We start from the raw sequence: 25,068 nt of genomic DNA, 5'->3' as shown, positions 1-25,068 counted from the left end.
GCGCCGTTCCCGGTGCCGTCCCTGACCCCCGTCTGTACAGCGCTCCCCCACCGCCGGTGTCGATCCGGCCGGGGCCGCACGCCCATGCACGGCCGTGCCCCACACAGCACCCCGTGCCTGGTGACACGAGTAGGAGAACCCCTCCGTGACAGCACTCCCGGATTTCAGAGCCTCTCGATGGGCGCCCCTGGCCGCCCTGCTGACCACCAGTGTTCTGCTGACCGCCTGCGGGTCGGGCGCCGACGGCTCCGGCAGCGGAACCGGCCGGCCGACGTCCGGCGGCACCTTGACCTTCGCGGTGGGTTCCGACTCCGGCTGCGTGGACCCGCAGCAGGTCGGCAGCAACGAGAGCATCTATTCGGTGCGCCAGACCGTGGACTCCCTGACCGACCAGGACCCCGAGACCGGCAAGATCGTGCCGTGGCTGGCCGAGAGCTGGGACGTCGACTCCGAGGCGACGACGTTCACGTTCCATCTGCGGTCGGGGGTCACCTTCAGCGACGGGTCCGAGCTGACCGCCCAGGTGGTGAAGGACAATTTCGACGCGGTGCCGAAGCTCGGCGCCCTGGGGTCCCTCGCCCAGGGCTATCTGAGCGGCGTCAAGAGCACCACCGTGGTGGACCCGCTCACCGTCAGGGTGACCTTCAAGGAGCCCAACGCGCAGTTCCTCCAGGCGACGTCGACCCACTCGCTGGGCATCGAGTCGTCGGCGAGCGCGAAGAAGAGCCCGCAGCAGAAGTGCAGCGACGGCGTGATCGGGTCCGGACCGTTCGTGCTGAAGCAGTACGTGCAGAACCAGTCGATCACCCTGGCCAAGCGCACCGGGTACGACTGGGGCTCCTCGCTGTGGTCCAAGAAGGGCGAGGCCTACCTGGACAAGCTGGTGTTCAAGGTCGTGCCCGAGGCGGGTGTCCGGGCCGGCAGCCTCCAGTCCGGGCAGGTGGACGCGATCAGCGGCGTCGGCAAGGCCAACGAGGCGGCGCTCAAGGGCGGTCAGGTCACCCTCCAGCGCCGGGCCAACCCCGGTGTGGTGTTCGGACTGGGGCTCAACAACGCGCGGCCCGTGCTGAAGGACACCAAGGTGCGCCAGGCGATCCTGGCCGCCGTCGACCGGAAGCAGATCGCCGACACCGTCTTCCCGACCGGCACCGAGCCGGCGACCAGTGTCCTGGCCCACACCACACCCGACTACACCGACCTCTCCGCGGACCTCGCGTTCGACGCGGCCAAGGCGAAGTCCCTGCTGGACGCGGCCGGTTGGAAGGCGGGCGGCGACGGCGTCCGCACCAAGGACGGCAAGAAGCTGAGCCTGACCATCACCTGGTTCCCCAACGCGACCACCAACCAGCCGGCACTGGAGCTGGTCCAGCAGCAGCTGAAGGCCGTCGGCGTCGACGTGGTGCTCAAGCAGCTCCAGGTCAGCCAGTTCGCCACCACGCTCCAGTCGGGTGACTTCGACGTGGTGTGGGGCAACGTGACCCGCTCCGACCCCGACATCCTGCGCAGCTCCTTCTCCACCCGGCTGGGCAACTTCTACCGGCTGCCCGCCAGTTCACTGGACACGGTGCTGTCCGGGCAGGCCGCGACCACGGACACCGCCCGGCGCGGGCAGCTGGTGGCCGAGGCGCAGGAACTGCTCGTGCGGAACGCGTACAACGTGCCGGTGGTGGAGCTCCAGACCCAGCTGGGCGTGTCGAAGAAGGTGCACGACCTCGCCTTCGACTCGGGCAGCCGGATCCAGCTGCACGACACCTGGATCGGCTAGCGTATGCGCCGCTATGTGATCAAACGGCTGGCCCAGGCGGTCGGGGTGCTGTGGGCGGCCTACACGGTGTCGTTCCTGGTGCTGGACTACCTGCCCGGTGACCCGGTCACCGCGATGGCCGGTGCCGGGATGGACTCCGGGCAGGTCGACCCGGCCCAACTCGCCGCGCTGCGGCACGAGTACGGCTTCGACAAGCCGGTGCTCGCGCAGTACGCCGAGTATCTCGGACGGGCCGTGCGCGGGGACTTCGGCGACGCGGTCTCCACCGGCCGCCCGGTGACCTCCACGCTGGCCGACGCGCTGCCGCAGACACTCCAGCTGACCGGTGCCGCGCTGCTGCTCGCGGTGGTGCTCGGCGGCGGTCTCGCGGTGGTGGCGACGTACACCTCGCGGCGGTCGCTGCGGCAGCTGCTGCTGTCGCTGCCCCCGCTCGGGGTGTCGGTCCCGACGTTCTGGGTGGGCCTGCTGCTCGTCGAGGCGTTCTCCTTCCGGCTCCACTGGTTCCCGGCGTTCGGCAACGACGGGCTGGGCGGCCTGGTGCTGCCGGCCCTGACGCTGGCGGTCCCGACCGGCGCGCAGATCGCGCAGGTGCTGGCCAAGAGCCTGCTCACCGCCCTGGACCAGGCCTATGTGGAGACCGCGCGCGCCAAGGGCGCCGGCCGGTGGCGGGTGCATCTGCGGCACGCGCTGCGCAACGCGTCGCTTCCCGCGCTGACGGTCGTCGGCCTGCTGGTCGGGCAGCTGATCGCCGGCTCGGTGGTCGTCGAGACGGTGTTCTCCCGCGACGGCCTCGGTCGGGTGACCGCGGCGGCGGTCACCGCCCAGGACATCCCGCTGGTCCAAGGGGTGGTGGTGTTCGGGTCGCTGATCTTCGTGGCGACGAACCTGGTCGTCGACCTCGTCTATCCGCTGCTGGACCCGCGGATCGTGGTGGCCTCGGACAGGAGGGCGAGCTTCGCATGAGTCAGAGCCTTGTCGACGAGAGGGCCGAGGCCGCCCTCGGCCCGGCCCGCCCGGTCGAGGCCGGTGACCCCGCGGAACCGGGCCGTCGGGCCGATGTACGGCAGGTGCTGCGGTTCCTGCTGCGCCGCCCCGGTCTGCTGCTGTCGGCCGCCGTCCTCGTGCTGGTGGTGCTGGCCTCGTTCCGGCCGGACCTGTTCACCTCGCAGGACCCGCTGAAGGGGGTGCCGTCGCAGAACTTCCGCGGCCCGAGCGGCAGCCACTGGTTCGGCACCGACGAACTGGGACGCGACGTGTTCTCCCGTGTGGTGCACGGCGCCCAGCTGTCCCTCAAGGCCACGCTGATCGCGGTCCTGGTCGCGTTCGTGGTCGGCGGTCTGCTCGGCGTGGTCGCCGGGTTCGTGGGCCGCTGGGTGGACGACGTGCTGATGCGCTTCGTGGACGTCCTCCTCTCCATCCCCGCGCTGTTCCTGTCGCTGGCCCTCGTCACCGCGCTCGGGTACGGGACGGTGAAGGTGGCGGTCGCGGTCGGGGTCGCGAGCGTCGCCTCCTTCGCCCGGGTGGCGCGCGCCGAGGTCCTGCGGATACGGCAGGCGGTGTTCGTCGAGGCGTCCCGCTCCTGCGGGGCCCGCTGGTACTCGGTGCTGGGCCGGCACGTGCTGCCCAACGCCGCCGGCCCGGTGATCGTCCTGGCCACGCTGGACTTCGGCGCCTCGATCCTGGCCGTGTCGGCGCTGAGCTTCCTCGGCTACGGCGCGCCGCCGCCGGCCCCGGAATGGGGGACGTTGATCTCCGACGGCCGCAACTACCTGGCCAACGCCTGGTGGCTGACCGCGCTGCCCGGTCTGGCGATCGCCGCGACCGTGCTGGCCACCAACCGCGTCGCCAGGGCGCTGGACGGCGAATGGTCCCGGCAGCGATGAGCGACGAACACGAGAACGGTGAGGACGTGACCACACCACTGCTGGAGATCCGTGGACTGTCCGTGTCGTACCGCACCCGGGGCGGCACGGTACCGGCCGTGCGGGGCGTGGACCTCGACGTGTGGCCCGGGCAGGTGACCGCCGTGGTCGGCGGGTCCGGCTCCGGCAAGAGCACCACCGCACACGCCGTCACCCGGCTGCTGGCGGCGAACGGCCGGATCGACGCGGGCACGGTCCGCTTCGGCCGGCACGACCTCGCCACCCTGTCGGAGGCGGAGCTGCGCACCGTGCGGGGCGCGCAGATCGGGCTGGTCCCGCAGGACCCGACGGTCTCGCTCAACCCGGTCAAGCGGGTCGGCGAGCAGGTCGCCGAGGTGCTGCGCATCCACGGTCTGGCGACCCGCCGTACGGCGGCCGTCGAGGCGGTCGCCGTGCTGGAACGGGCCGGGCTGCCCGACGCGGCCGTCCGCGCCCGGCAGTACCCGCACGAACTGTCCGGCGGCATGCGGCAGCGGGTGCTGATCGCCGTGGCCATCGCCGCGAAGCCCCGGCTCATCGTCGCCGACGAGCCGACCAGCGCGCTCGACGTCACCGTGCAGCGCGTCATCCTCGACCACCTCCAGCACCTCACCGAGGAGTCGGGCACCGCGATCCTGCTCGTGACCCATGACCTGGGGGTGGCCGCCGACCGGGCCCAGCGCCTGGTGGTCATGGAGCGGGGCAGGGTGGTGGAGGCGGGCGACACCCGTGACGTCCTGGCCGACCCCCGGCACGAGTACACCCGGCACCTGCTGGCCGGCGCCCCGAGCCTGGCCACCGCCCGGCCCCGCACACCGGCCTCCGCGCCGAAGGCGGGTGCGACGCCCCTGGTCGAGGCGCGCAACCTGGTCAAGGAGTTCAGGCTGCCGCGCGCCGGGGGCGAGGCCCGGACCGTGCGCGCGGTGGACGACGTCAGCCTCACCCTGCATCGCGGGCAGACGCTCGCCCTGGTCGGGGAGTCGGGATCGGGCAAGTCCACCACCGCCCGCCTGGTGCTCCGCCTCGCCGACGCGACCTCCGGACAGGTCCTGTTCGACGGCGCCGACGTCACCGCCGCCCGGGGCGACCGGGTCAGGCTGCTGCGCCGCCGCGCGCAGCTCGTCTACCAGAACCCGTACGCCTCGCTCGACCCGCGCTTCTCCATCGGCGAGGTGATCACCGAGCCGCTGCGGGCCTTCAAGGTCGGTGACCGCGCCTCCCGGCTCGCCCGCGCCCGCGAACTGCTCGACCGGGTCGCGCTGCCCGCCTCGACGCTGGAGCGCCGCCCGGCGGAGCTGTCGGGCGGACAGCGCCAGCGTGTGGCCATCGCCCGCGCCCTCGCCCTCTCACCCGACCTGGTGGTGTGCGACGAGCCCGTCTCCGCGCTCGACGTATCCGTGCAGGCGCAAGTCCTGGAGCTGCTGGCCGAGTTGCAGGCGGACACCGGCGTGGCGTACCTGTTCATCTCCCACGACCTGGCCGTCGTGCGCCAGATCGCGCACCAGGTCGCCGTCCTGCGGGCCGGACGCGTCGTCGAGACCGGCCCGCCCGAGGACCTGTTCACGGAGCCCCGCCACGCGTACACCCGCGCACTGATCGCGGCGATCCCCGGCGGCCGTCTCCCCTCCCCCGCCGCGGAAGCCACCACGAGTTGAGGACCGGCGTCACATGAGCACTCCCACCATCACCTCGCTGGCCTTCCTCACGCCCGGCAACTTCACCGACGACGACCCCCACGCGGGCCTGGAGGAGACGCTCCGGCTGTTCGAGTACGGGGAGCGGCTCGGCTACGACGGCGCCTGGATCAGGCAGCGCCACCTCGAACACGGCGTCGGCTCGGCGGCCGTGTTCCTCGCCGCGGCCGGCCAGCGCACCGAGCGGATCGAGCTCGGCACCGCGGTCATCCCCATCGGTTACGAGAGTCCGTTCCGTCTGGCCGAGGACCTGGCACTGGCCGACGTGCTGTCCCGGGGCCGGCTCCAGATCGGTTTCAGCACCGGGATGCCGCACGCCGACCTGCTCGGCGACCTGGTGTACGACGGGGACTGGCGCGGCTTCGACCTGTCGTACGGCAGGATCACCCGGGTCGTCGAGAACCTGCGCGGCGGCTACCTCGGCGGCCCGGACACGGTCATCCACTCGCCGGGCAACGTCCAGCGCCCGCGGCTGCAACCGCACAGCCCCGGCCTGGCACGGCGGATCTGGTACGGCGGCGGGAGTCTTCGCTCGGCGCGCTGGGCCGCCGGGAACGGCCTCGGTCTGCTGTCCGGCAACATCGTCACCGGCGAGGGCACCGACGACTTCACCACCGCCCAGCTGAACCTGCTGTCCGCGTACCGGCGCACGCTGTCGGGGGACCGTCCGGCGTGCGTGGCGCTGGGCCGGGTGATCGTGCCGCTCGACAGCGCCGACGCGGCCACCCGGGCCCGCTACCGCACCTATGCGGCGGGCCGCCACGAACGCACCCTGGCGCCCCAGGGCCCGAAGCGCACCCTGTTCGCCCCGGACGTCGTGGGGACCGCCGAGGAGATCCTGGAGCGGCTGACCGCCGATCCGGTGCTCGCCGAGGTGTCCGAGCTGCGCCTGGAACTGCCCTACGAGTTCCACGGGGAGGAGTACGAGCAGATCCTGCACGACGTACGGCACCTGGTCGCACCCGAACTGGGCTGGCGTCCCGCCTCCCCGGCGGTGCGGGAGGGGGCCGGATGAGTTGCGTCGCTTCGGTGTGACGTGCACCACCCTCCGGCCGGGTCGGGCCGGCGTGCGCGATCATGATGCGAATGGACGCTCGTTTCGTCGGCATCGCCGAGCTGGTCGAGGCCCCGTCCGTGGCGGTCGTCGTGGACGTCATGCGGGCCTTCACCGTGGCCGCCTGGGCCTTTGCCCAGGGGGCGGAAAAGATCATTCTGGCTGAGTCGCTGGACGACGCTCTGGCGCTCAAGGCTCGCCACCCGGACCGCGTGGCGCTCAAGGACGGGCCGCCCGCGCCCGGGTTCGACCTGGTCAACTCACCGGGCCTGCTGCGGTCCGTGAACCTCGGCGGACGGACCGTCGTACAGAAGACCACGGCGGGGACGGTCGGCGCCCTCGCGGTCGAGGAGGCGTCGCTGGTGCTGTGCGCCGGCTTCGTGGTGGCGGAGGCGACGGCTCGGCTCCTGCGGACACGCGGGAGCGACAGTGTCACGTTCGTGGTCACCGGCGAGGACGGACGGGCCGAAGAAGACCTGGCGTGCGCTCAGTACATCGCTCGGAGAGCCACCGAGGCCGGGGCGGACGCTGCCGGGTTCCTCCGCCGCGCCGCCGCGTCGCGCGCCGCCGCCGAGCTGGCGGAGGGGGTGCGTCAAGGAGCCCATCCCGACGACGTCGCGCTCTGTCTCGAGCTCGACCGGTTCCCCTTCGCCATGGTGGCGGCCTCGGAGGACTCGCTCATGGTCCTGCGTCCCTGCGCCGTGCCCGACGCGTGACGCGCCTTCCTCCCGCAAGCACAGACGCTCCCGCACTCCGCACTCCGCCCAGCGGGCAGCGGGCAGCGGGCAGCGGGCAGCGGGCAGCGGGCAGCGGGCAGCGGGCAGCGGGCATCCTACGCGGCCGGGAGTGTCCGTCCCAAGCGGGCGAGCGGGGACCAGGCCATCAGCACGGGGGAGAGCATCATGCCTGCGGCGGTCACCAGGAGGCCGGTGCGCAATCCCCACTCCTCCGCGAGAAATCCGCCGAGCAGCGAGCCGAGTGGGGTCGTCCCCATGCCGGCGAAAGTGATCGTCGCGGCCACGCGGCCCTGCATCCCGTCCGGGGTGACGGCCTGCCGGACGGCCATGACCGTGACGTTCACCAACTGGCCGCACGTACCGAACACGAAGTTGATCGCCAGCAGCGCGGGAACGGTCACCGCGGAGGAGCCGTGCACCGCGGGCACGCACAGAAGCACACCGTCGCCCAGTGCCGCCGCGGACATGAGCACCGCGCCCTGGCCGAACCGGCGCGGCAGGCGGGCGGCCAGCACCGAGCCCAGGAGCGCGCCCGGTCCCGTCGCCGCGAGCGCCAGCCCGACGGCGGTGCCCGACAGGTGCAGTTCCCGCGGCAGGAAGAGCAGGTAGACGGTCATCATGGCCGCGGAGGAGAACTGGAAGGCGGCCGAGGCGAGGCACACCGTCCGCAGCGAGGCATCGCTGACGACGAAACGCAGGCCCTCATGGATGCGCCACCAGACCCGAGGAGGACGTTTCGAGCGCGTCGGGAGCGATTCGATCCGTCGGATCCGTCGGATCGACAGGAACGACAGTGCGAAGAACAGCGCGCCGGCAGCGGCGGCGATCGGCGCCGACAGCAGTGACACCAACGCACCGCCGAGGGCAGGGCCGCCGATCTGCGCCACGGACCGGCTGCCCTCGAGCGCGCTGTTGCCCCACACCAACTGGTCGCGTCTCACCAGCCGTACGAGAGACGCCTGGTACGCCACGTCGAAGAACACCGACAGGGCCCCGACGGCGAAGGCGACCACGAACAGGACCGGCAGGCCGAGCGCACCGAGGAAGCCGGCCACGGCGGCGGCGCCCAGGGCCAGGGTCCGGCCGGCGTCCGTCAGCACCATCACGGTGCAGGCCCGCCACCTGTCCACCCACGCGCCGGCGAAGAGCGAGAGCAACATGATCGGCACCTGCCCCACCGCGCGCAGGACGCCCAGCTGGCCGGCGCCGGCGTCGAGCGTCAGGACGGCGAAGAGCGGCAGAACCACCAGACTTGCGTGTTCGCCGAGCTGGGAGGCCGTCTGCCCCACCCAGAGTCTGCGGAAGTCGCCGTCCCGCCACAGGCGTGACGGAACCGGCCGACCGGAATCGGATACGGCGGAGGAAACGGAGGGCATGAGGATCCCCTGGACTGCCGACGACGAGGCCCGTCGCCCGGCGCACGGCACGCGCACCGACGATTCAGGCGGGAGATGGCTCGCTGTGCCGCGGCATCAAGGGCAGCACGCGATGACGGGCCGATCACGGCCCACGACGTCAACGCGCGCTCGGACGACCGATCATGTCTACGCTCCTCATGGGCCACTCACCGCACCCGAACACTAGCGCTCGGCGGTACGGCGCGAAAGGCGGCCGGCATCCGTGGCGGACGGCCAGGCCGCCCGCCCGGAGGGCCGACGTGCGAGGCGGCGGCCCTTCATCGCCTCGCGCGCGGCCCACGCACCCCGGGCCCGCACACACGCCGCCGCTCCCCGACAATCGCGTGCATGACTCCTCCCCACCCCCTCGTCACCCGCGCCCGCCGCCTGGCCGATGAGCTGCTGGCGCCTCACGCCGAACGCGTCGACCAGGAGGGTGTGCCGGTGAGCCATCTCGCGGCGGTCCGGGGCTCGGGCCTGCTGGGCGTGAACGCGCCGGAGGAGTACGGCGGGTCGGCGGCTCCCGCCGCGGTCGTGCGCGAGACGGCGGAGATCCTCGCCGGGGCGTGCTGCTCGACGTGGTTCGTGCAGACGCAGCACCACACGCCGGTGCTGACCCTGGCGAGGAGCGAGGGACCGGCGCGCGAGCGGCTGCTCGGTCCGCTGGCGCGCGGCGAACTGCTGTCCGGGGTGGCCTACGCCCATCTGCGGGCCCATCCGCGCATCCCCGTGCGGGTGACGCGGGAGCGGGGCGGCCGGCGCTTCGACGGGACGGTGCCCTGGTACACGGGCTGGGGGCTGAACGACGTGATGCTGCTCGCCGGGGTCACCGACTCCGGCGAGGCGCTCTTCGCGTTCGCGGAGGCCCGCGAGCAGCCGGGCCTGCGCGCGTCGGAGCCGTTGCGCCTGGCGGCCCTCACCGCGGCCCGGACGGTCTCCCTGGAACTGGACGGCCTGTGGCTGCCGGAGGAGGCGGTGGTCCTGCGGACGCCGTACGAGCGGTGGGCGGCGGCCGACCGCCCGAGGACGGTGGTTGCGAACCCGGCCGTCTTCGGGGTCACGGAGACGGCGCTCACCCTGCTGGACGAGGGCACGGCCGCTCCCCTGCGCCATCGTCTGGACGAGGTGCGCCGACGGGCCTACGCCCTGGCCGACCATCCGGTGCCCCACGAGCACCTGGAGGAGAAGCTGGCCCTCAGGACGGCGGCGTACGAGGTGCTGCTGGCGGCCACCACGGCGGCCGTGGTGGCCGGCGGCGGCCGTTCGATGCTGCTGACGAACCGGGCGCAACGTCTGGCGCGGGAGGCCCTGTTCCTCATGGTCCAGGGCCAGACCTCGCCGTCACGGACGGCGCATCTCGCCGCGCTCGCCGCCCTCGCGGGGTGACGCGGCGGGCGGCGGTGCCGCCGCCCTGTGCGCTCCGGCGCCGGCGCGGCTCGTTCCCGTGCCGGCCGGCCGGTGGGTCATTCCTCGTCGCCGGTCGGTACGACGACGAGGAAGGCGTCCGACTTCAGGTCCATGACGACGGTCGCGGGCTCGCCCTCCGCCCGCCGTCGCGCCGCGTACTCCTCCGCCGGCCACGATCCGCGCGGAGCCCCCGCAGGAAAACGCTCCAACACCTTCGCGCCCATAGCGGCAGACACCTCCCGATCCGTAACGGACAACTCCCTCGTACTCCGCCTGCCCGCGATCGGCGTGAGCATGTTCACGCCCGCGTGACCGGCTCCTCACCCGACGTGGCGCCGCCGCGCGCGAGCCGTCCCGGCCACCAGGCCCGCCCCCCGATGTCCCGCACCAGCGCGGGCACCAGCAGCGAGCGCACGACGAGCGTGTCGAGCAGCACGCCGAAGGCGACGATGAAGGCGATCTGCGCGAGGAAGGCCAGCGGGATCACACCGAGCGCGGCGAAGGTGGCGGCGAGCACCACACCGGCGGAGGTGATGACACCGCCCGTGGTGACCAGGCCGCGCAGGACGCCCTCGCGCACGCCGTGCAGCAGGGACTCCTCGCGGACCCGGGACATGAGGAAGATGTTGTAGTCGACGCCCAGCGCCACGAGGAACACGAAGCCGTACAGCGGCACGGACGGGTCGGTGCCGGTGAAGCCGAGCACGTGCTGGAAGACCAGGCTCGACACGCCGAGGGTGGCGAGGAAGTTCAGCGCCACCGTCGCCACGAGCAGGGCGGGCATCAGGAGCGAGCGCAGCAGCGCGGTCAGGATGAGGAAGATGATCGCGAGGACGACGGGGACGATGAGGGTGCGGTCCCGTTCGGCCGTGCGCAGGGTGTCGTACTGCTGGGCGGTGTAGCCGCCGACGAGGGCGTCGGCGCCGGGTACCGCGTGCAGGGCGGTGCGCAGCCGCGCCACGGTGTCCTTGGCCGCGTCGCTGTCGGCCGCCGCGCTCAGGGTGACGTCGACGCGGACCCGGCCGTCGACGACGAGCGGCTCGCCGCCGGAGCGTCCCGAGGCGCCGACCGGTGCGGCCGAGGCGACGCCGTCGGTGCGTTCGGCGGTGGCGACCACCCGTGCGACGCGGTCCGCGTCGGCGATCACGACCGTGGGGTTGCCGGAACCGCCGGGGAAGTGCCGGGCGAGGGTCTGCTGCGCCGCCACGGACGGGGCGTCGTTCACGAAGGTCTCGTCGAGCGGGACGCCCCGGGAGGCGAGGGTCGGCGCGAACGCGGCGCAGGCGATCAGGCCGGCCAGCGACACCGCCCACACCTTGCGGGGAGCGCGGTCGACGAGGGCGGCGACCCGCTGCCAGAGGCCGGCACCGCCGGTGCGGCCGTCCGTCGGGCGGGGCTTGGCGGGCCAGTAGGCGGCGCGGCCGAGGAGGACCAGGACGGCGGGCAGGAAGGTCAGGGTGCTGACGACGGCGGCGGCGATGCCGATGGCCCCGACCGGGCCCAGGGCGCGGTTGTTGGTGAGGTCGCTGATCAGCAGGGCGAGGAGCCCGAGGGCGACGGTGGCGGCGCTGGCCACGATGGCGCCCCAGGACTGCCGCAGCGCGGCCCACGCGGCCCCGAACCGGTCGGTGCGGGAGGCGAGTTCCTCGCGGTAGCGGGCGGTGAGCAGCAGGGCGTAGTCGGTGGCGGCGCCGATCACGAGGATGGAGAGGATGCCCTGGACCTGGCCGTCGACCCGCACCACGTCGTGGTCGGCGAGGGCGTAGACGACGGCGCAGGCCAGCCCGAGGGCGAAGACCGCGCCGAGGATGATCACCAGGGGGAGCAGCAGGCTGCGGTAGACGAGCAGCAGGATGACGAGGACGGTGACCAGGGCGACGGCGAGCAGCAGGCCGTCGATGCCGGCGAAGGCGTCGGACAGGTCGGCCTGGGTCGCGGCCGGCCCGGCCAGCTGGACCGTGGTGCCGGGGACGCGTTCGGCGGCGGCGCGGATGCGGTCCAGGGCCGGGGCGAGGTCGTCGCCGAGGTCGGGGCGGAGCGGGATGACGGCCTCGATGGCCTCGCCGTCCTCCGAGAGCAGCGCGGGTGAGAGCTGTCCGGCGACGCCGGGGGCGTCGGTGAGGGTGGCGAGGGCGCTGTCGGCGGCCTGCTTGCGGTCCTCGATCCCGGTGCCGCCGTTCGCGGAGCCGGAGCCGGTCGAGGACGCGGTCCACACGACGATCGCCGGGAGCGTCTCGTCCTGCTTGAAGGCCCGCTGGGCGTCGATGACCTCGGTGGACTCGGCGCTGCGCGGCAGGAAGGCGGCCTGGTCGTTGGTGGCGACCTCGCCCAGGCGCCCGGCGTAGGGGCCGAGGGCGCCGCCCAGGCCGAGCCATACGGCGACGAGGAGGACGGGGACGAGCCAGCGGGCGCGTCGAGGGGTGGTGGACATCGTTCTCCCAGCGGGGATGGATCTTCTTGGCCTGGCCGAGGTGTCTCGGCACCGGCAACTATCTCAATGACAAACAATCTCAATCATTGAGCTAAGTTGCGATGATCGTAGACGGTGTCCGTTGTTCTGCCCGCGCCCGGCCCCCGGATGCACCGGGACGGAAGTGATCACGAGCCGGGGGCGACCAGCGGGCCCGGAGCGACCACCAAGCCGGGAGCGACCAGCGGGCCTGAAAGCGGCCAACGGTCGCGAACGGTCAACGGCCGCGATCGGTCAGCGGCCGTGCGGCGTGATCTGCGACAACTCCTCACCCATCGCGGTGAGGAAGCGCATCACCACCGCCAGCTCCTCCTCGGTGAAGCGGGCGCGGGCGGCCTCGGTCGCCTCGGCCAGCGGCCGGAAGTAGGTGCGGGCGGCCGAGCGGGCGTCGGCCGCGTAGTAGAGGTGGACCACCCTGCGGTCGGCGCTCTCCCGGACCCGCCGGATGTGCCCCGCGCGCTCCAGCCGGTCCACGCACGCGGTGACCGCCCCGGAGGTCAGACCGAGGTGTTCGCGCAGCCGCCCCGGGGTCATCGGCACGTCTGCGTCGAGGATCGCGGCGAGCGCCTGGACGTCCGTCGCGTGCAGTCCGTGGTCCCCGGCGAACCCGTGCACCAGCCGGTTGATCTCGCCGTTCATCCTCCGCAACCGTACGGCGAAGGCGGGCAGGTCGGTCGGTGTTCCGGGAGCGTCCGGCCGGTCTTCCCGCGCGCGGCGCTCACGGTCGTTCGCTGTGGCCACGCGGTCAGCGTAGCCGCTGCCCGCGATCACCCGGTCGTGTGCATGGTCCCGGACCGGCGCATCCGCGCACCACCGCGGAGTGGAAGCCATTCCTGAGGGGCCCGTCGACACGGAGGACCGAGGACTCATGACCGCACACGGCGACGACTCCGGCGCGCCGCTCTGTCTGGTGACCGGAGCCACCGGGTACATCGGCGGCCGGCTCGTCCCGGAGCTGCTGGCCGCGGGCCACCGGGTGCGCTGCCTGGCCCGCTCCCCCGGGCGGCTGCGCGACCACCCGTGGGCCGGGCGGGCGGAGGTGGTGCGCGGGGACGTCACGGACGCCGCGTCGGTGGCGGAGGCCATGCGGGGTGTGGACGTCGCCTACTACCTGGTGCACGCGCTGGGCACGGGCGACGACTTCGAGGCGACCGACCGGCGGGCCGCGCGGATCTTCGGGGAGCGGGCGCGGGCCGCCGGGGTCCGGCGCGTCGTCTACCTCGGCGGCCTCACCCCGGCCGGCGTGCCCGAACGGGAGCTGTCCCCGCACCTGCGCTCACGCGCGGAGGTCGGGCGCATCCTGCTCGCCTCCGGCGTCCCCACGACCGTGCTGCGGGCGGCCGTCGTCATCGGCTCCGGCTCGGCCTCCTTCGAGATGCTGCGCTACCTGACCGAGCGGCTGCCCGTGATGGTGACCCCGAGCTGGGTGCGCACCCGGATCCAGCCGGTGGCGGTCCGGGACGTGCTGCGGGCCCTCGTCGGCAGCGCCGGGATGCCCGCGGACGTCAACCGGGCCTTCGACATCGGCGGTCCGGACGTCCTGACGTACCGCGACATGATGGTCCGCTACGCCGCCGTGGCGGAGCTTCCGCGCCGGCTGATCCTCCCGGTGCCGATGCTCAGCCCCGGTCTGTCCAGCCACTGGGTCGGCCTGGTCACCCCGGTGCCGGCGTCGATCGCCCGGCCGCTGACCGAGTCGCTGCGGCACGAGGTGGTCTGCCGCGAGCACGACATCGCACGGTACGTGCCGGATCCGCCGGGCCACCCCGTGGGGTTCGACGAGGCGGTCCGGCTGGCCCTCCAGCGGGTGCGGGACGCGCGGGTCACCACCCGCTGGTCCTCCGCCTCCCTGCCCGGCGCCCCGAGCGACCCGCTGCCGACCGACCCCGAATGGGCGGGCGGGAGCCTGTACACCGACCACCGGGAACTGACCGTGAACGCCTCGCCCGAGGCCCTGTGGCGGGTGATCGAGGGCATCGGCGGCGAGAACGGCTGGTACTCCTTCCCGCTCGCCTGGGCGGTGCGCGGCGGGCTGGACCGGCTGGCCGGCGGGGTGGGCCTGCGCCGGGGACGGCGGGACGCGGCGCGGCTGCGGGTCGGCGACTCGCTGGACTTCTGGCGGGTCGAGGAGATCGAACCCGGCCGTCTGCTGCGGCTGCGGGCCGAGATGCGGCTGCCGGGTCTGGCCTGGCTGGAGATGTACGCGGAGCCGGACGGGGACGGCCGTGCCCGCTACCGCCAGCGCGCCCTGTTCCACCCGCACGGGCTGCTCGGCCAGGCGTACTGGTGGGGCGTCTCGCCGTTCCACGCGGTCGTGTTCGGCGGCATGGCCCGCAACATCGCCCGCACCGCGGCGGCGCGGTCCGCCGCCACGACGGCACCCGTCGCCTGAGCGCGCCCCGGCGGGCGCACCGCCGGGGAAGCGTCCGTGGTCCTTCCACCTCATCCGGAGTCACCGCAATGAACGTCTCGGTCGTCCTGTTCACCTCCGACCTGCGCCTGCACGACCATCCGCCGTTGCGGGCCGCCCTGGACGGCGCCCGCGAGGCGGTGCCGCTGTTCGTGCGCGACCGGGCCGTCGACGGCGCCGGGTTCGCCACGCCCAACCGGCTGGCGTTCCTCTCCGACTGCCTGCGCGACCTCGACGCGGGGCTGCGGGAGCGGGGCGGGCGGCTCGTCGTCCGCTCCGGGGACCTGGTCGCGCAGGTGTGCCGGGTGGCCGCCGAGGCGGGCGCCGACGAGGTGCACCTGTCGGCGGACGCCAGCGCGTACGCGCACCGCCGGGAGGAGCGGCTGCGGCGCGCGCTGGAGGCCGAGGGGGTGCGCCTGCACGTCCACGACGCGGTGACGTCGGCCGTGGCGCCCGGCGCGGTCACCCCGTCCGCCTCCGACCACTTCGCCGTCTTCACGCCGTACTTCCGGCACTGGTCGGACCAGCGGCTGCGGGAGCCGCTCGCGGCGCCCCGGGTCGTGCGGGTGCCCGACGGGGTCGGGTCGGAGGACCTGCCCGCGTACCGGGGCGTGTCGGAGGGCCTGGCGGCGGGCGGGGAGACGGAGGGCCGCCGGCGTCTCGCCTCCTGGCTGGAGCACGGGATCGACGCCTACGAGGACCGGCACGACGACCTGGCGGGCGACGCGACCTCCCGGCTCTCGCCCCACCTGCACTTCGGCACCCTCTCCCCCGTCGACCTCGTGCAGCGGGCCCGCGCGGCGGGCGGCCGGGGCGCCGACGCGTTCGTCCGGCAGGTCGCCTGGCGCGACTTCCACCGCCAGCTGCTGGCGGCCCGCCCGGCCGCCTCCGGCGCCGACTACCGGACCCGGCACGACCGGTGGCGTACGGAGCGGACGGCGCGGGAGGACATCGAGGCCTGGCGGGAGGGCAGGACGGGCTATCCGGTCGTGGACGCGGCGATGCGGCAGCTGCGCCACGAGGGCTGGATGCACAACCGGGGCCGGCTGCTGACCGCGAGCTTCCTCGCCAAGACGCTCTACGTGGACTGGCGGATCGGCGCCCGGCACTTCCTGGACCTGCTGGTCGACGGGGACGTGGCCAACAACCAGCTCAACTGGCAGTGGGTCGCGGGGACCGGCACCGACAACCGGCCCAACCGGGTCCTCAACCCCGTCACCCAGGCCAAGCGCTACGACCCGGACGGGGCCTACGTCCGGCGCTGGGTGCCGGAACTGGCGGGCATCGAGGGCCCGGCGGTGCACGAGCCGTGGAAACTGCCGGTCCGGGACCGGGCGGCCGTCGACTACCCGGACCCCCTCGTCGAACTGTCGGAGGGGCTCGCCCGGTTCAAACGGGCGCGCTCGCACGGCTGAGGAGACATCCGTGGCCACCCCGCACTGGCTCTTCGGCGACCAGCTCGGACCGCACTTCCTCGCCCCCGGTGACGACGGCCCCGGCCGGGAGGCCCCCGTGGTGATGATCGAGGCCCGGTCGGTCTTCCGCCGTCGGCGCTTCCACCGGGCCAAGGCCCACCTCGTGCTGTCCGCGATGCGCCACCGGGCGGCCGAACTCGGCGACCGGGTGCGCTACGTCCGGGCCGACACCTACCGGGAGGGGCTGCGCGCGGCGGCCGGCGGCGGTCCGGTCACCGTGTGCCATCCGACCTCGCGCGCCGCGCTGCGGTTCGTGCGGTCGCTGGAGAACGTCACGGTCCTGCCCCCGCGCGGCTTCCTGGTGACGCGGGACGACTTCCGCGCGTGGGCCGACGGGCACGGCGGACAGCGGTTGCGGCAGGAGGACTTCTACCGGTGGGTGCGCCGTACGCACGACCTGCTCATGGACGGCGACGAACCCGCCGGCGGCCGCTGGAACCACGACCACGACAACCGCGAGCCGCCCCCGAAGGGCGCCCGCGCCCTGGACGTTCCCCCGCCCTACCGGCCCCGTGAGGACGCTGTCGACGACGAGGTCCGGGCCGACCTCGACCGCTGGCAGGAGCGGGACGGCATCGCCTTCGTGGGGCGCGACGGGCCGCGGCTCTTCCCGGCCTCCCGCGGGGAGGCGCTGGCCGCGCTGCGCCGGTTCGTCGCCCACCGGCTGGCCGGCTTCGGCCCGTACGAGGACGCCCTGCTGGCGGCCGATCCGGTGATGAGCCACAGCCTGCTGTCGTCGTCGCTCAACCTGGGCCTGCTGGATCCCGCCGAGTGCGTGGAGCGCGCGGAGGCCGCCTGGCGGTCCGGCGACGTGCCCGTCAACAGCGCGGAGGGGTACGTGCGTCAGATCGCGGGCTGGCGCGAGTACGTGTGGCACCTGTACTGGTACTTCGGCGAGGACTACCGGCACAGCAACGCCCTCGGGCACCGGGCGCCGCTGCCGGGCTGGTTCCTGGAGCTGGACGCCGACGCCGTCACGGCCCGCTGCCTGGCCACGGTCCTCGCGCAGGTGCGGGACACCGGCTGGACCCATCACATCCCGCGGCTGATGGTGCTGGGCAGTCACGCCCTCCAGCGCGGCTGGGACCCGGCCGCCGTGACCGACTGGTTCCACCGCTGCTTCGTCGACGGCTACGACTGGGTGATGCTGCCGAACGTCGTCGGCATGTCCCAGTACGCCGACGGCGGGCGGATGACCACCAAGCCGTACACCTCCGGCGGGGCGTACCTGCACCGGATGAGCGACCTGTGCGGGCCCTGCGCCTACCGGCCGACGCGCCGCGTCGGCGAGGGGGCGTGCCCGTACACGGCCGGCTACTGGGCCTTCCTGCACCGGCACCGGAGCCGTTTCGCGGCCAATACCCGGATGGCGCGGCCCGTGGCGGGCCTGGACCGGCTGACCGACCTGGACGAGCTGCTGCGGGAGGATGCGGAACGGGACGACGGACCGCCGTGAGCGGCCGCGCCCCGCGGGGGGGGCGACCCGGCCGCGGGGGCGCGAACCGGCCGTGGGGGGAGGCGGACGCGTGTGGGGGTGCGGAGGCCGGATACGGCGTGCGGAGGACCGGATGCGGGGTACCGAGGACCGGATGCGGGGTACCGAGGACCGGGTGCGGGAGTGCCGCCGCGCGAGCGTGCGGTCAGGTGCGTAGGTCCTGGAGCACCTCGCGGGCGGCACGGGCCCCCGACGCGAGCGCGCCCTGGACCGAGCCGGTGGCGCGGTGGTCGCCGCAGACGTACCGCCCCGGGGCCACCCGGGTCGTGCGGCTCAGCGGCTGCGGGGGCGTCATGGCGGGCAGCGCGTCGGGGACGGTCCGTACGGTGAGCAGGTCCCAGCCGGCCGGGTCGGCGCCGTACGCGTCCCCCAGGGCCTCGCGCACCGCGCTCTCGCGCCCGGTGCCGTCGCGCCCGAGGACCGACGTGGCGATCAGGGCGTGGCCGGCCGGGGCGTAGCCGGGCACCACCTCGGACAGGACACAGGTGTTGAGGAACCGGCGCCGGTCGTCGACCACGAGGGTCGGCTCGGGCAGCGGCGGGCGCGGTGCCACGTGGTAGTACGTCGTGACCGTCCGGCAGGCGGGCACGTCCAGTCCGGGCAGCAGTGCGGCGGCGGGGCCCGGACCGGTGGCGACCACCACCCGGCGCGCCGTCACCTCGGCGCCGTCGGCCGTCACCGCGCCCGTGCCGGTCAGGTGCCGTACGGCGGTCCCGAGCCGGACGGTGCCCTCGGGCAGGGCGGCCGCCAGGGCGCGGGGCACCGCGCCGATGCCGTCGGAGGGCAGGCACAGGGTGCCGCGGAGCATGCTGCGCCAGACGAGGTGGAAGACGCGGCCGGACGTCTCCAGCCGGTCCTCCAGGAACACTCCGGAGAGGAACGGGCGGAAGAAGGTCTCCACGAACGCGTCGGAGAAGCCCGCGGCGGCCAGCACGGACCGGGTGCTGCCGGCCTCCCGGCGCTTCAGGAGCCGTACCGGGGCGAGCATGTCCCCGGCCGACAGGGCCCCGAGGGCGAGGAGGTCGCGCGGGCCGGCCAGGCGTCCCGGCAGCAGGTCGGGGAGGGCGCGGGCCCGGCGGGTCGGGTCGGTGAAGCGCAGCATGCCCCGGTCGGTGCGCACGGCGACGCCGGGGGTGAACGGGCGCAGCCGCAGGTCCCGCAGCGTCAGACGGCGCCGGAGCTGCGGGTAGGAGGTGTTGAGGACCTGGAAGCCGCGGTCGACGACGAATCCGTCGACACGGTCGGAGCGCATGCGTCCGCCCACGCCGTCGGAGGCCTCGAGCACCCGGACGTCGAGCCCCGCCGCCAGCAGGTCCCGGGCACAGGCCAGTCCGGCGACGCCCGCTCCGATCACGAGGACGTCCGAGGGGTCGCTGTCCATGGTCACGTGCGTGCCTTCCGTCGTAGGCCGGTGGGGGCCACCGGCCGTCCGGGTACCCCCGTCGGAGCTTCCCGTGCCGGGTGGGACGTGGATGCGGGGGGGGGGGTTGACGCGGTCGGCCGGACGTGGACGCGGGGAGGAACGCGGGTCGGCCGGACGTGGGTGCGGGGGGCTCTGACCGCGGGTCGGCCGGGCGTGGACGCGGCCGGGGCGCGGGTCGGCCGGACCCCGATGCGGCCGGAGAGCGATACGGCCCGGACGTCAGCCGGACGCCGCGGCGGCGGTGGGCCGCCCGTGGTCGGACCGCCCTGGGTGATCGGGATGATCGGGGTGGGCGGAGTGGGCGGGCCGCCCTGGGTGGCCAAGGTGGTCCGGGCGGGCCCGGGCGGGGCGACTCCTCCGCACCGGCGCGCGGGCCGGGCGTCTCACCAGGTGCGGCCCGCGCCCAGCAGCAGGTCCCGGACGCGGGTGGACCACCGAGAGGGGCGCCGGCACCCCGGCACCGGCCGAGCGGGGGTTTCGACACCCCGGCACCGGCCGGTCGGGGGCTTCAGCACCCCGGCACCCGGCGAGCGAGGGCTTCAGCACCCCGCCCCGGCACCGGGCAACCGGAAGAAGCCGACGGCGCCCCACCGCCCGGCAGGCGGGCGTGGAGCATCGCCCGCGGCGTCAGCCGAGGGGGAACGGGGCATCGGCCGCCGGTCCGCGCGCATGCGCGCCGGCCAGCACCTCCAGGGCCTCGCGCAGCCCGGCGGGCCGTGGCATCCCGTGCGCGGCGCGCCCCGCCCAGCCGGGGCCGCCCAGGACGACCGTGGGCCGGCGCCGCGCCCCGTGCACGCCCCACCGCGTGTCGGCGACGTGGCGGGCGAGCGCCACGCTCGCCGCCGAGCGCGCCTGGGCCCACAGGACGACCGCCGACGGCCCCAGGCGCCGGACCGCGGTCGTCAGCGCCTCCGCGGGCACGGCGGCGCCGAACATGCGGGTGCGCAGCCCCAGGTGGCTCAGGCCCGCGTTGAGCGCCTCCAGCGGCAGGGTGTGCTGCTCCCCGGGCACGCAGGCCAGCAGCACCGGCGCGGCCGCGCCGGCCCCGTCCCCGGGCGCGGGCGGCCTGGTGGCGCGTCGCAGGGTCGTGGAGACGTGCCAGGACAGCAGGTGCTCGACCTCGACGTACCGGTCGCCGGACGACGCCCACTTGCGCCCCACGGCGTGCAGCGTCGGCACCATCACCTCCTGCCAGGCGACGGTCAGCCCGTGCCGCTCGACGGCGGCGGCCAGATGCTCCTCGACGGCCGGCGCGTCGAGCCGTACGGCGGCGCGGCCCAGCCCCCGGCACTCCTGGCGCACGTCACCGCCGAAGGGCAGCGCGCCGGCCGCGCGGGACCGGCCGCCGCCGGCCGGCTCCGGCCCGGCCGGTGCGCGGCCGCCCGCCTCGGCCCGGGCCGACGCGGTCCCGGCCGCGGGCACGTCGGCGGTCCCGGCCCCGCCCGGCGGCACCGGCCCCGCCGCGCCCCCCTCCGGCACTGGTCGCGGCTCGCCCCCTTCCTGCCGCGCCGCCCGCACCGTTTCCCGCGCGGCCCGCGCGGCCTCGGCGGGCGGCACTCCCGCGGCCGTCAGCCGGCACATCGCCTCCAGTACGGCCACGTCGTCGGACCGCCAGCGGCGGTGCCGGCCGCCGGAGCGGACGGCGGGGCCGATGCCGTACCGGCGGTCCCAGGAGCGCAGCGTGGTGGGCGCCACGCCCAGGCGTCGCGCCAGGGCGCCGGTGGTCAGGCCGGCGTCCTCGGGACTCGGGAACTCGCTCATGAGACGACGATACGACGCGCTATCGACGCACGTTGAGGCACCGCCGCGGCAGCTCGCACGATGACGGCACCGGGACGCCGGGGACGAACGTCCGCACCGGCCCGGTGACAGGCCGCCCGACGTGAGGAGCCGCCGCCATGAGCCCGCCGACCATCGCCCCGGCCCCGCCCGCCCCCACGGCTCCGGCACGGGTCGTCGACGCGGACCGCCTCCCCGACGAAGAGCTGGCGCGCGGCCTCGTCGCGGGCGACGAGGCGTGCCTCGCCGCCGCGTACCGGCGCTGGTCCGCCCTGGTGCACACGCTCGCCTGGCGCTCGCTGGGCGACGCGAAGGAGGCCGAGGACGTCACCCAGCAGGTGTTCCTCGGCGTATGGCGCGGTCGCGCGGGCTACCGGCCCGAACGCGGCGCGGTCGGCGGCTGGATCGTCGGCATCACCCGGCGCAAGATCGCCGACGCCCTCGCGGCCCGCACCCGCCGGGGGAACCTGGTCGCCTCGGCCGGTTCCGTCCTCGCCCTCGCCGATCCCGGACGCGACCGCCCGGAGACGGTCCTGGACCGCGTCGTGCTGCGCAGCGAGCTCGCCAGGCTGCCCGCGCCCCAGCGGCGGGTGCTGCGGCTGGCCTTCTACGAGGACCTGAGCCAGACCCAGATCGCGGCGCTCACCGGCTGGCCGTTGGGCACGGTCAAGAGCCACGCCCGGCGCGGCATGCACCAGCTGCGACGCCGCCTGGAGAACGACACGTACGGCTGACGCACGAGCGGCGGCACGGCCGAGAACCGCCGGACTGCCGGGCCGACTGCCGGGCCGCCGGGCCGCCGGGCCGCCGGGCCAACCGTGGGTGTTTTCGACGCACGAACGCTGCGCCGAAGGACCGCCCACCCGGGTGGAACTCCGCGTCCGCCGCATCCGGAGGGCGTCCGGCACCGGAAGCCCTTCGCGCGGCAGCCCTTTCCCCTTCGGGCGCCGCCGGCGGGAGCGCGGCCCCGCTCCCCCCTCGCCCCCGGAGAGTGTCGGTGTCCTCCGGGGGCGAGCCCCTGCGCAGCACACCCCGCAGGCACCCCGCTCGCGCGCCCGTGTCGCGACATCCGCCACCCCCACCCTGACCCACCTGACCTCTACACATAAAGGAAAAATAAGCGCAGAATGAACCTGCGCGGCGCTTACCGCACACCGCACCAGACGCGGTCAGGCCTGCAAGTCAAAGGAGACGAGTCATGGCCAACGTCTCGCCCACCCGAGGCGACATGTCGACTCACCCCGATGTTTCCGAGATGCGCGCACGGTACGAACGCATGCTCGGTGGTCGTGATGTGGCTCTCGTGGACGGACCGGTGTTCCTGCTCGGTCTGTACTGCGCCGTATCCCCGTGGATACTGCACTACACCGCCAGCCAGCCCGCGCTCGTGGCGCACAACCTGATCATCGGCATAGCCATCGGTCTGCTGGCACTCGGGTTCACCGCGGCTCCGGCCCGCATGTACGGCCTCAGCTGGGCCATGTGCGCTCTGGGCATCTGGATGATCATCGCCCCGTGGGTCGTCGGCGACAGCCCGGACGCGGGTGTGATCGTGAACAACATCGTCATCGGCGCCCTGGCCCTGGTCCTGGGGCTGATGTGCGCCGGTACGGCGGCGAAGAGCGCCCCGAGGCGGTGACCCGACGGGACGGGAGGCGAGCCGGCCGGCCCACATCGGCGGCCCGTCGGGCGGCACGGCACGGAGCCCGCCGGTCAGGGCACGTACACGTACGGCGTCGTCGTGCTCACGGCCACGAAACCGAGCCGCTCCAGGACGGGGCGGCTCAGGTCGGAGGCGTCGACCTGGAGGTACCGGTAGCCGCGCTCGGCGGCGGCGCGGGCCCGGTGGGCGACAAGGGCCCGGTAGATGCCCTGGCCGCGCCGGCCCTCGACGGTCCCGCCGCCCCACAGCCCGGCGAACCCGGTGCCGGGCACCAGCTCCATCCGCGCCGAGCTCACCGGCTCGTCCCCGGCGACGGCGACGACGGCGACGACGGTGTCCGGGGCCTCGCCCAGACGGGCCGCCAGACGCCGCCGCAGACGTGAGGCGTCGGTCCCGAACACCCGCTCGTGCACATCCGCCACCAGGCCGGCGCCCGCCGCGTCGGTGACGGGCAGCACGCGGACCCCGTCGGGCGGTGCGGCGTCGGACAGCAGGTCACGTGTCTCGCCGATCATCAGCGTCTCCTCGGGTCCGGGCCGGAACCCGGCTTCCGACAGCCGCCGTCCGAGGTCGGCCGGGCGGTCGTGCCCGTAGAGCTTCCACTCGAACTCGCGGTCGGTCCCGGAGAAGTACGCGACCTGCGCGGCGATCGCCGCATCGGCGTCGGCCGCCCCGAGCGAGGACCAGACGACGCCGTTCCAGCCCTGCGCGGAAGCGACCTGCCGGACCACGTTCCCGTCACGTTCGATCCGGGCGTCGGGCCCGTCGGGCCGTGCGCCCTCACGCATGTCCCGGTCGTAGAGCGCGAGTACGGCGGCACGGTCCATGCGCCCACTCCAGCAGCCCGGCACGGCCGCCTCAACCGGATTACCGGATGACCGAACTACGGGGACGGACCGGCGGGGACCGCGCCCCGCCCCCAGGCTGGTCGGCGAAGATCGGCAATCGACGGCCAGGAGGTCCGTGGACGACGGTGAAGGACGGCGAACTCCCGCACGTACGCCGCTGCGTCGAGCTGGCCGCCGAGGCGCTGCGGTGCGGGGACGAGCCGTTCGGCTCGGTGCTGGTCGGCGCCGACGGCACGGTGCTCGCCGAGGACCGCAACCGGGTGGCGTCGGGCGACCCCACGCGCCACCCCGAGTTCGAGCTGGTCCGCGGCCCGGCTTTCGCCCGAGGAACGGGCGGCGGCCACCGTCTACACCTCCGGGGAGCACGGCCCGATGTGCGCGGCCGCCCACGCCTGGGTGGGCCTCGGCCGCATCGTGTACGTCGCCTCCTCCGCGCAGCTCGCCGCCTGGCTGGCCGAGTGGGGCGTACCGGCGGCCCCGGTACGGGCCTGCCGGTCCGGGAGGTCGCGCCCGGCGTGGCCGTGGAGGGGCCGGTCCCCGAGCCGGCGGAGGAGGTACGGGGGCTCCACCGGCGGTTCCACGGCGCCTGAGGGCGGGGGCGTGACGGTCGCCGCCCGCCCCGGAGCGGGCCGGTGGAGGCCCCCGGTGGAGAGCCGGGTCAGCGCTGCGCGCCCGGCCGGTACCGGCGGTACAGGAGTGCTCCGCCGAGTACCAGGGCCGCGCTGCCCACAGCGGCGGGGACGGTGGCGTCCGCGCCCGTCCGGGCCAGGGACCCGCCGACCGCTTCGGGCACCTCGGGCGCCTGTGCGTGGGGTGCCGGGGCCTGGGGCGCCGGGGCCGCCGGGACCGTCTTCGGGCCGGTCGGGCCCGGCCGGGACGCGGCGGGCGGCGTGTTCCGCGGCGGCTCCGGCGCCGGCTCCGCCTCGGGCGCGGGTTCCTCGCCCGAGGTGTTCACGGACTCGTTGCCGAACACCGGGTTCAGGATGCCGACCACGTCCACGCTGTTGCCGGTGGCGTTGACGGGGAGGTCGACCGGGGCCTGGACGCCGTTGCCGGAGACGGCGCCCGGGGAGTGCGCCGTACTGCTGGTCGCCGTCGCGCCGCCGCCCGGCTTCGTGCTGTGGCCCGGCCTCGTGACGCCGCCCGGTTTCGCGCCGTGGCCCGGTTTCGCGCCGGAGGGGCCGGAGCCCTTGTTGACGCAGGTGTTGCCCGCGGCGGGGTTCAGCACGCCCACCACGTTCACGGTGTTCCCGCACAGATTCACCGGGAGGTGCACCGGCACCTGAACGGCGTTGCCGGCGATCACCCCCGGCGAGCCTGCCGCCGAGCCGTTCGCGGCGGAGTCGGCGAACGCGGGCATCGTCACGGCCATCGCGCCCGATGCGGCGGCGACGGCGATCACACCGTTTCGGGTAACCCGTCTCATGGGTCCCTGCCTTCCAGACATGTCGCGGGCGCTCGCCCGCACCCCGTAGAACGCGGACGAACCGTCCGAGTTATGCCTAATCGGTCTTTCACCCCATTGGGTGTCACCTCGTCGAACACACGAC

Annotated in this window: 20 protein-coding genes and 1 pseudogene; 13 read left to right on the top strand and 8 right to left on the bottom strand. The window is 74.6% G+C overall.

Translation table 11 applies throughout. From position 1 onward, the window contains the following. The first annotated feature begins 145 nt into the window (after window positions 1–145). The 6 genes from ACZ3KJ_RS26770 to ACZ3KJ_RS26745 all read left to right on the top strand — a co-directional run bounded on the left by ACZ3KJ_RS26770 (window position 146) and on the right by ACZ3KJ_RS26745 (window position 7,130). Window positions 146–1,765 carry an ABC transporter substrate-binding protein gene (locus tag ACZ3KJ_RS26770; protein WP_467530690.1) on the top strand — a complete coding sequence of 540 codons (1,620 nt, stop codon included), beginning with the start codon at window positions 146–148 and terminating at the stop codon, window positions 1,763–1,765. Between the two features lie 3 nt (window positions 1,766–1,768). Continuing rightward, window positions 1,769–2,728 (top strand): ABC transporter permease, encoded by a 960-nt coding sequence (locus ACZ3KJ_RS26765; RefSeq protein ID WP_467530689.1) that lies wholly within the window; start codon window positions 1,769–1,771, stop codon window positions 2,726–2,728. Next, window positions 2,725–3,648, top strand: a complete 924-nt coding sequence (locus tag ACZ3KJ_RS26760; protein ID WP_467530687.1) for an ABC transporter permease — start codon at window positions 2,725–2,727, stop codon at window positions 3,646–3,648. The genes ACZ3KJ_RS26765 and ACZ3KJ_RS26760 overlap by 4 nt, the downstream gene beginning before the upstream one ends. Continuing rightward, window positions 3,645–5,321, top strand: coding sequence for a dipeptide ABC transporter ATP-binding protein (locus ACZ3KJ_RS26755; RefSeq protein ID WP_467530686.1), 1,677 nt, complete (start codon window positions 3,645–3,647; stop codon window positions 5,319–5,321). Before ACZ3KJ_RS26760 ends, ACZ3KJ_RS26755 begins: the two co-directional genes overlap by 4 nt. Window positions 5,322–5,334: 13 nt before the next feature. After that, a complete protein-coding gene (locus ACZ3KJ_RS26750; protein WP_467530685.1) occupies window positions 5,335–6,375 on the top strand; it encodes an LLM class flavin-dependent oxidoreductase in 1,041 nt (346 codons plus the stop codon). 71 nt (window positions 6,376–6,446) lie between these two features. Further along, entirely contained in the window at window positions 6,447–7,130 is a 684-nt protein-coding gene (locus tag ACZ3KJ_RS26745; RefSeq protein ID WP_467530684.1) for a 2-phosphosulfolactate phosphatase, read from the top strand. A gap of 116 nt (window positions 7,131–7,246) precedes the next feature. On the opposite strand, the gene ACZ3KJ_RS26740 is transcribed toward ACZ3KJ_RS26745, so the two are convergent. Further along, a complete protein-coding gene (locus ACZ3KJ_RS26740; RefSeq protein ID WP_467530682.1) occupies window positions 7,247–8,527 on the bottom strand; it encodes an MFS transporter in 1,281 nt (426 codons plus the stop codon). 369 nt (window positions 8,528–8,896) lie between these two features. Between ACZ3KJ_RS26740 and ACZ3KJ_RS26735 the strand changes: the two genes are divergently transcribed. Continuing rightward, the gene (locus tag ACZ3KJ_RS26735; protein ID WP_467530681.1) at window positions 8,897–9,934 is read left to right on the top strand and encodes an acyl-CoA dehydrogenase family protein; all 1,038 of its coding nucleotides are present in this window, start codon (window positions 8,897–8,899) and stop codon (window positions 9,932–9,934) included. A 77-nt stretch (window positions 9,935–10,011) separates the two neighbouring features. Here the strand turns inward: ACZ3KJ_RS26735 and ACZ3KJ_RS26730 are convergent, their stop codons facing one another. The 3 genes from ACZ3KJ_RS26730 to ACZ3KJ_RS26720 form a co-directional block, all read right to left on the bottom strand. Then, entirely contained in the window at window positions 10,012–10,179 is a 168-nt protein-coding gene (locus ACZ3KJ_RS26730; protein WP_389522879.1) for a hypothetical protein, read from the bottom strand. A gap of 74 nt (window positions 10,180–10,253) precedes the next feature. Next, window positions 10,254–12,386: an MMPL family transporter gene (locus ACZ3KJ_RS26725; RefSeq protein WP_467530679.1), complete on the bottom strand. Its 2,133-nt coding sequence runs from the start codon at window positions 12,384–12,386 to the stop codon at window positions 10,254–10,256. Window positions 12,387–12,659: 273 nt separating this feature from the next. After that, entirely contained in the window at window positions 12,660–13,166 is a 507-nt protein-coding gene (locus ACZ3KJ_RS26720) for a MarR family winged helix-turn-helix transcriptional regulator (protein WP_467530677.1), read from the bottom strand. A 127-nt stretch (window positions 13,167–13,293) separates the two neighbouring features. Between ACZ3KJ_RS26720 and ACZ3KJ_RS26715 the strand changes: the two genes are divergently transcribed. The 3 genes from ACZ3KJ_RS26715 to ACZ3KJ_RS26705 all read left to right on the top strand — a co-directional run bounded on the left by ACZ3KJ_RS26715 (window position 13,294) and on the right by ACZ3KJ_RS26705 (window position 17,766). Further along, on the top strand, window positions 13,294–14,817 hold the full coding sequence (locus tag ACZ3KJ_RS26715; RefSeq protein ID WP_467530675.1) for an SDR family oxidoreductase: 1,524 nt from the start codon (window positions 13,294–13,296) through the stop codon (window positions 14,815–14,817). A 68-nt stretch (window positions 14,818–14,885) separates the two neighbouring features. Next, window positions 14,886–16,250 carry a cryptochrome/photolyase family protein gene (locus tag ACZ3KJ_RS26710; RefSeq protein ID WP_467530674.1) on the top strand — a complete coding sequence of 455 codons (1,365 nt, stop codon included), beginning with the start codon at window positions 14,886–14,888 and terminating at the stop codon, window positions 16,248–16,250. Between the two features lie 10 nt (window positions 16,251–16,260). Continuing rightward, window positions 16,261–17,766, top strand: a complete 1,506-nt coding sequence (locus ACZ3KJ_RS26705) for a cryptochrome/photolyase family protein (protein WP_467530672.1) — start codon at window positions 16,261–16,263, stop codon at window positions 17,764–17,766. Window positions 17,767–17,950: 184 nt separating this feature from the next. Here the strand turns inward: ACZ3KJ_RS26705 and ACZ3KJ_RS26700 are convergent, their stop codons facing one another. Together ACZ3KJ_RS26700 and ACZ3KJ_RS26695 are read right to left on the bottom strand one after the other, a co-directional pair. Next, window positions 17,951–19,186, bottom strand: a complete 1,236-nt coding sequence (locus ACZ3KJ_RS26700) for an NAD(P)/FAD-dependent oxidoreductase (protein WP_467530839.1) — start codon at window positions 19,184–19,186, stop codon at window positions 17,951–17,953. Between the two features lie 669 nt (window positions 19,187–19,855). After that, window positions 19,856–20,989: a MerR family transcriptional regulator gene (locus ACZ3KJ_RS26695; RefSeq protein ID WP_467530671.1), complete on the bottom strand. Its 1,134-nt coding sequence runs from the start codon at window positions 20,987–20,989 to the stop codon at window positions 19,856–19,858. Window positions 20,990–21,126: 137 nt separating this feature from the next. Here ACZ3KJ_RS26695 and ACZ3KJ_RS26690 point away from each other — a divergent pair, with 137 nt between their 5' ends. Together ACZ3KJ_RS26690 and ACZ3KJ_RS26685 are read left to right on the top strand one after the other, a co-directional pair. Continuing rightward, on the top strand, window positions 21,127–21,741 hold the full coding sequence (locus tag ACZ3KJ_RS26690; RefSeq protein WP_467530669.1) for a sigma-70 family RNA polymerase sigma factor: 615 nt from the start codon (window positions 21,127–21,129) through the stop codon (window positions 21,739–21,741). Window positions 21,742–22,205: 464 nt separating this feature from the next. Further along, on the top strand, window positions 22,206–22,646 hold the full coding sequence (locus ACZ3KJ_RS26685) for an SPW repeat protein (protein WP_467530668.1): 441 nt from the start codon (window positions 22,206–22,208) through the stop codon (window positions 22,644–22,646). Window positions 22,647–22,720: 74 nt separating this feature from the next. Here the strand turns inward: ACZ3KJ_RS26685 and ACZ3KJ_RS26680 are convergent, their stop codons facing one another. Beyond that, a complete protein-coding gene (locus ACZ3KJ_RS26680) occupies window positions 22,721–23,497 on the bottom strand; it encodes a GNAT family N-acetyltransferase (RefSeq protein ID WP_467530667.1) in 777 nt (258 codons plus the stop codon). Between the two features lie 146 nt (window positions 23,498–23,643). Here ACZ3KJ_RS26680 and ACZ3KJ_RS26675 point away from each other — a divergent pair. Further along, a pseudogene (locus tag ACZ3KJ_RS26675) lies at window positions 23,644–24,108 on the top strand (nucleoside deaminase). A 68-nt stretch (window positions 24,109–24,176) separates the two neighbouring features. Here ACZ3KJ_RS26675 and ACZ3KJ_RS26670 read toward each other — a convergent pair. Next, a complete protein-coding gene (locus ACZ3KJ_RS26670) occupies window positions 24,177–24,944 on the bottom strand; it encodes a chaplin (RefSeq protein ID WP_467530665.1) in 768 nt (255 codons plus the stop codon). Between the last annotated feature and the right edge of the window lie 124 nt (window positions 24,945–25,068).

Source organism: Streptomyces sp. NPDC003248, assembly GCF_055563235.1.
The sequence above is the reverse complement of the archived record's forward strand: the minus strand, read 5'-3'. Positions and strand labels throughout refer to the sequence as shown.

Bases quoted from the DNA above. Each gene is read 5' to 3' on its own strand.
- ACZ3KJ_RS26700 (WP_467530839.1), bottom strand. From the start codon at position 19,186: ATGGACAGCGACCCCTCGGACGTCCTCGTGATCGGAGCGGGCGTCGCC.
- ACZ3KJ_RS26745 (WP_467530684.1), top strand. From the start codon at position 6,447: ATGGACGCTCGTTTCGTCGGCATCGCCGAGCTGGTCGAGGCCCCGTCC.
- ACZ3KJ_RS26765 (WP_467530689.1), top strand. From the start codon at position 1,769: ATGCGCCGCTATGTGATCAAACGGCTGGCCCAGGCGGTCGGGGTGCTG.
- ACZ3KJ_RS26760 (WP_467530687.1), top strand. From the start codon at position 2,725: ATGAGTCAGAGCCTTGTCGACGAGAGGGCCGAGGCCGCCCTCGGCCCG.
- ACZ3KJ_RS26755 (WP_467530686.1), top strand. From the start codon at position 3,645: ATGAGCGACGAACACGAGAACGGTGAGGACGTGACCACACCACTGCTG.
- ACZ3KJ_RS26740 (WP_467530682.1), bottom strand. From the start codon at position 8,527: ATGCCCTCCGTTTCCTCCGCCGTATCCGATTCCGGTCGGCCGGTTCCG.
- ACZ3KJ_RS26750 (WP_467530685.1), top strand. From the start codon at position 5,335: ATGAGCACTCCCACCATCACCTCGCTGGCCTTCCTCACGCCCGGCAAC.
- ACZ3KJ_RS26685 (WP_467530668.1), top strand. From the start codon at position 22,206: ATGGCCAACGTCTCGCCCACCCGAGGCGACATGTCGACTCACCCCGAT.
- ACZ3KJ_RS26735 (WP_467530681.1), top strand. From the start codon at position 8,897: ATGACTCCTCCCCACCCCCTCGTCACCCGCGCCCGCCGCCTGGCCGAT.
- ACZ3KJ_RS26695 (WP_467530671.1), bottom strand. From the start codon at position 20,989: ATGAGCGAGTTCCCGAGTCCCGAGGACGCCGGCCTGACCACCGGCGCC.
- ACZ3KJ_RS26730 (WP_389522879.1), bottom strand. From the start codon at position 10,179: ATGGGCGCGAAGGTGTTGGAGCGTTTTCCTGCGGGGGCTCCGCGCGGA.
- ACZ3KJ_RS26680 (WP_467530667.1), bottom strand. From the start codon at position 23,497: ATGGACCGTGCCGCCGTACTCGCGCTCTACGACCGGGACATGCGTGAG.
- ACZ3KJ_RS26715 (WP_467530675.1), top strand. From the start codon at position 13,294: ATGACCGCACACGGCGACGACTCCGGCGCGCCGCTCTGTCTGGTGACC.
- ACZ3KJ_RS26710 (WP_467530674.1), top strand. From the start codon at position 14,886: ATGAACGTCTCGGTCGTCCTGTTCACCTCCGACCTGCGCCTGCACGAC.
- ACZ3KJ_RS26690 (WP_467530669.1), top strand. From the start codon at position 21,127: ATGAGCCCGCCGACCATCGCCCCGGCCCCGCCCGCCCCCACGGCTCCG.
- ACZ3KJ_RS26725 (WP_467530679.1), bottom strand. From the start codon at position 12,386: ATGTCCACCACCCCTCGACGCGCCCGCTGGCTCGTCCCCGTCCTCCTC.
- ACZ3KJ_RS26670 (WP_467530665.1), bottom strand. From the start codon at position 24,944: ATGAGACGGGTTACCCGAAACGGTGTGATCGCCGTCGCCGCCGCATCG.